Source organism: Burkholderia sp. Cy-637 (genome assembly GCF_011753175.1).
Classification (GTDB): Bacteria; Pseudomonadota; Gammaproteobacteria; order Burkholderiales; family Burkholderiaceae; genus Burkholderia; species Burkholderia gladioli.
Window position 1 is genome coordinate 1 of the sequence record NZ_VWWC01000309.1, and the last position, 3,774, is coordinate 3,774.

Consider the following 3,774-nt stretch of genomic DNA (forward strand, 5'->3'; position numbering starts at 1 on the left):
CGCGGCTCGCCGCGGCGCTGGAGCGGCAGTGCCGCGAGGGCACGCGCGCGGCCTTGCCGCCCGACGGCGGCGCGGCGCTCGACCGGCTGATCGAGGCGATCAACGGCACCGGCCGGCAGGCGGCCGAGCGCGAGGCCGAGCTGCTGGTGGTGCAGGCCGCCTATGCGCACGACCTGCGCACGCCGCTCACGCGCATCGGCCTGCGCAGCGAGATGCTCGACGACACGGCGATGCGCGATGCGATGGCCGGCGATCTCGCCGAGATGAACGAACTGGTGGAGGCCAGCCTGGCCTGCGCGCGGACCCAGTCGGGCGGGCTCGAATCGCCGCGCCGGGTCGACGCGGATCGCATGTTCGATACGCTGGTCGACAATTATCACGACGCGGGGCGCGTGGTCGAACTGGATGGCCGGGTCGGCCGGCCGATCGTCACCTGCCCGCATGCGCTGCGCCGCGTGCTGATGAACCTGATCGACAATGCGCTGCGCTACGGCACCGACGTGCGCCTGCGCGTGCGCGTGGAGGCCCAGCACCTGGTGCTCGCGGTGCTCGATTCGGGGCCCGGCATCGCGCCTTCGCAACTGGCGGCGGTGTTCGAACCTTGGTATCGCGCGCCGGAATCAGCCGCGAAGGCGAAGGGTTCGGGCCTGGGCCTGGCGATCGCGCGCCGGCTGGTGAAGGCGATGCGCGGCGATCTTCAACTGCGCAATCGTCGTGGCGGCGGGCTCGAGGCCACCTTGCGGCTGCCGCTGGTGATCGCCTGAGGATGAGGGTTGCGCGGCGGTGGCGTCGAGGCGATTCGACTGCATCTCGAGAGCGGCAGGCACCGCTTGATTGCCTGACGGCCGGCGGCGTCGCGGGGTTCCGCGCCGACCGCCGTGTTGCTCGATGACGAAAGGCATGGCGTTTCGCGTGCTGCCTGGCGAAGCGACATCCCGGGACGGAGATCCGGGCCCGTCAGTGATGCGCATACAGCGAGGCCGTGTCGACCGGCACGAGACGCGCGCCCGATTCCGCGCCGGCATGGCCTTCGGCGCCATACGAGGTCTTCGCGACATCGGCCTGGTCCATCATCCATTGCGCCGCTTCGGCGTGGAGCGTCTGCGCGCTCTGCCCGCGCTGCGATGCCGGCGCGCCGGCGAGCGGGTCGTAGTGCGGGGCCGGGCCGTAGCCGCTGGCGAAGGCGGCCGGGGCCGCGGCGATACCGGCGGCGACGATCGCCGCGATCAGGTAGGGCTTGAACATGATGCTTTACCTCGAGTCGATGAGTGTGAGAGTGGACGATCGCTGGTTCGTGGCGTTCAGCTGCCGCGATAGAGGTCCTGCAAGGCGGCGAGCTGGCCGTCCTTCTGCGCCTCGACCAGCTGGGCGCGGACTTCGGCGCGCGTGAGCGGATGGTTCATGGCGCGGGCGACCTGCGTTTGCACGCTGTCCTGGGCCGGGGCCGATTGGGCGGGCATCGCGGCGAAGGCGCTGGCTGCCGTGGCGGACAGGGCGGCGACGGCGAGCGACAGGACGAGTTTCGAGGCTTTCATGGTGTTCTCCAGTTTCAGTGAGTGTTCGGCAGTGCTTGGGTGACGGTCGGGTGATGCTGCGTGGCTGCGTGCGGATCAGCTGCCGCGATAGAGGTCCTGCAGGGCGGCGAGCTGGCCGTCCTTCTGCGCCTCGATCAACTGGGCGCGGACTTCGGCGCGCGTGAGCGGATGGTTCATGGCGCGGGCGACCTGCGTTTGCACGGTGTCCTGGGCCGGAGCCGATTGGGCGGGCATCGCGGCGAAGGCGCTGGCGGACAGGGCGGCGACGGCGAGCGACAGGACGAGTTTCGAGGCTTTCATGGTGTTCTCCAGTTTCAGTGAGTGTTCGGCAGTGCTTGAGTGAAGGTCGGGTGATGCTGCGTGACTGTGTGAGGATCAGCCGCCGCGATAGAGGTTCTGCAGGGCGGCGAGCTGGCCGTCCTTCTGCGCTTCGATCAACTGGGCGCGGACTTCGGCGCGCGTGAGCGGCGCGTTCATCGCGCGGGACACTTGCGTCTGCACGGTGCCCTGGGCCGGAGCCGATTGGGCGGGCACCGAGGCGAAGGCCGAGGAAGCGGCGGCGAACGAGGCGGCGAGGGCAAACGACAGGGCGATCTTCGAGACTTTCATGGTGTTCTCCTGGAACAGTTCAGTGGTCGGTGATGCGTCGGGGTTTCGCGTCGTCCGGTCGTTGCCGGCCGGGTGACTGGCCGGTTTGCGTTTGCGTCCGGCGTGAAAGCATTACAACCGGCGCACGTATCTCGTGTGTTTCGTCGAACCGGGTTTGTTGCAAGCACATGTATCGGATACGCGGGCGGATACGTTGCGACACAAATCTCGGGGCGGCGGGGATTCCGACCCGGTATTTCCGGGCTGCGAAAGCGGGGAAAGCCGGTGGAGAGGCTTGTCGGAAGGGCATGGGCAGGCGCTCGCCTGCCAAGGGCCGTCACGGCCCGCTACGGCCCGCCATGGCCCGCCATGGCCGCTATGGCGCCCCATATGAACGAAACCCCGAATCGCCTGACCGGCGATCCGGGGTTTTTGCCTTCCGCCGCCGGCAGGCCCCGGCGGCGCCACGCTCAACCGAAGGTGAAACTGAAGGCCTTGGCGCCCGGATCGAGGAATTCGATCGTGAAGGTATGGTCGCGTACCGGCCCGCGCTGGCGCACCAGTTGATACAGGCGCGAGGCGTCGATGCTGCCGCTGCCGTCGGCGGCGACATCGGCGCCATGCGCGTCGCCGGGCGGCGCGCCGTCGATGCTCACGCGAAAGCGCAGCGGTTTGCCGTCGGCGCCGGGCCCGAGCACCAGGTGCAGGTCGCGCGCGTGGAAGCGGTAGCTCAGGCGCGCGCCCGGCGCGGCCGCCACCGCCGATTCAGCGCCCACGTTCCACTGCCCGGCCAGGGCGAAGGTATTGAGCGTGAGCCGCGCCGGCGTGCTGTAGGCCGCGTCGTGGTCGGGCCGCACCGGCTCGGGCGAGGCGAAACCCTGCGCCTGGCGGTAGCCCACGTAGGTTTCCTCCGAGCCGATGTCGTCGGGGTCGGCCGGTGCCAGGGCGCCGGTCGCCACCGGCGCGCCGCCGTCGGCCGCCGGCATGCCGTGGCCGGCGTCGGCCAGCAACTGCCGGATCGCGCGCTCGGCGTCGTCGTAGCCGCCCTCGCCGAAGTGGTGGAAGCGGATCCGGCCGTTCGCGTCGGCGATATAGAAGGCCGGCCAGTACTGGTTGTCGAATGCCTGCCAGATCCGGTAGTCGTTGTCGGTCGCGACCGGGTAATGGATGCCGAGGTCCTTCAGCGCGCGGCGCACGTTGCCGGGATCGCGCTCGAAGCCGAACTCGGGCGTGTGCACGCCGATCACCACCAGGCCGTCCTTGCCGTAGCGCTCGGCCCAGGTCTTCAGGTAGGGCAGCGTGCGCAGGCAGTTGATGCAGGAATAGGTCCAGAAGTTGACCACCACCACCTTGCCGCGCAAGGCATCGCGCGTGAGCGGCGGCGAATCGAGCCAGCCGCTCGCGCCGTCGAGCATCGGCAGCTCGCCCTCGTCGCGCAGGCGGATCGGCGCCAAAGCCGGCGCCGCCGGCGGCGTCTGGCGCGTGGCCTTGCCCTGGTCGTCGGCGCCGCGCTTGCCGAGCAGGCCCACCAGGCGCGTCTCGAGCCCGCTGGTGGGCGTGCTGGGCAGTTGCGCGAGCGCCTGCGTATCGAAGCCGAGCGCGATCGCGCCGGCCGCGAGCAGCACCGCCGCGCCCGTCGCGCGACGCAGGC

General features: G+C 70.2%; 6 protein-coding genes. 1 reads left to right on the plus strand and 5 read right to left on the minus strand.

Going from position 1 to position 3,774, the window contains the following annotated elements; translation table 11 throughout:
• On the plus strand, nucleotides 1-764 hold a 764-nt coding region (locus F3J10_RS34780), incomplete at its 5' end, for an ATP-binding protein (RefSeq protein ID WP_166916877.1).
• Between the two features lie 193 nt (nucleotides 765-957).
• On the opposite strand, the gene F3J10_RS34785 is transcribed toward F3J10_RS34780, so the two are convergent.
• The 5 genes from F3J10_RS34785 to F3J10_RS34805 all read right to left on the minus strand — a co-directional run.
• The gene (locus F3J10_RS34785) at nucleotides 958-1,245 is read right to left on the minus strand and encodes a hypothetical protein (RefSeq protein ID WP_025097896.1); all 288 of its coding nucleotides are present in this window, start codon (nucleotides 1,243-1,245) and stop codon (nucleotides 958-960) included.
• A 56-nt stretch (nucleotides 1,246-1,301) separates the two neighbouring features.
• Nucleotides 1,302-1,535, minus strand: coding sequence for a DUF4148 domain-containing protein (locus tag F3J10_RS34790; RefSeq protein ID WP_025097897.1), 234 nt, complete (start codon nucleotides 1,533-1,535; stop codon nucleotides 1,302-1,304).
• Nucleotides 1,536-1,610: 75 nt separating this feature from the next.
• Nucleotides 1,611-1,835, minus strand: a complete 225-nt coding sequence (locus tag F3J10_RS34795; RefSeq protein WP_167243977.1) for a DUF4148 domain-containing protein — start codon at nucleotides 1,833-1,835, stop codon at nucleotides 1,611-1,613.
• 75 nt (nucleotides 1,836-1,910) lie between these two features.
• Nucleotides 1,911-2,144 (minus strand): DUF4148 domain-containing protein, encoded by a 234-nt coding sequence (locus F3J10_RS34800; protein WP_166916883.1) that lies wholly within the window; start codon nucleotides 2,142-2,144, stop codon nucleotides 1,911-1,913.
• Between the two features lie 449 nt (nucleotides 2,145-2,593).
• The coding region (locus tag F3J10_RS34805; protein WP_167243978.1) for a thioredoxin family protein at nucleotides 2,594-3,774 on the minus strand (1,181 nt) is incomplete at its 5' end.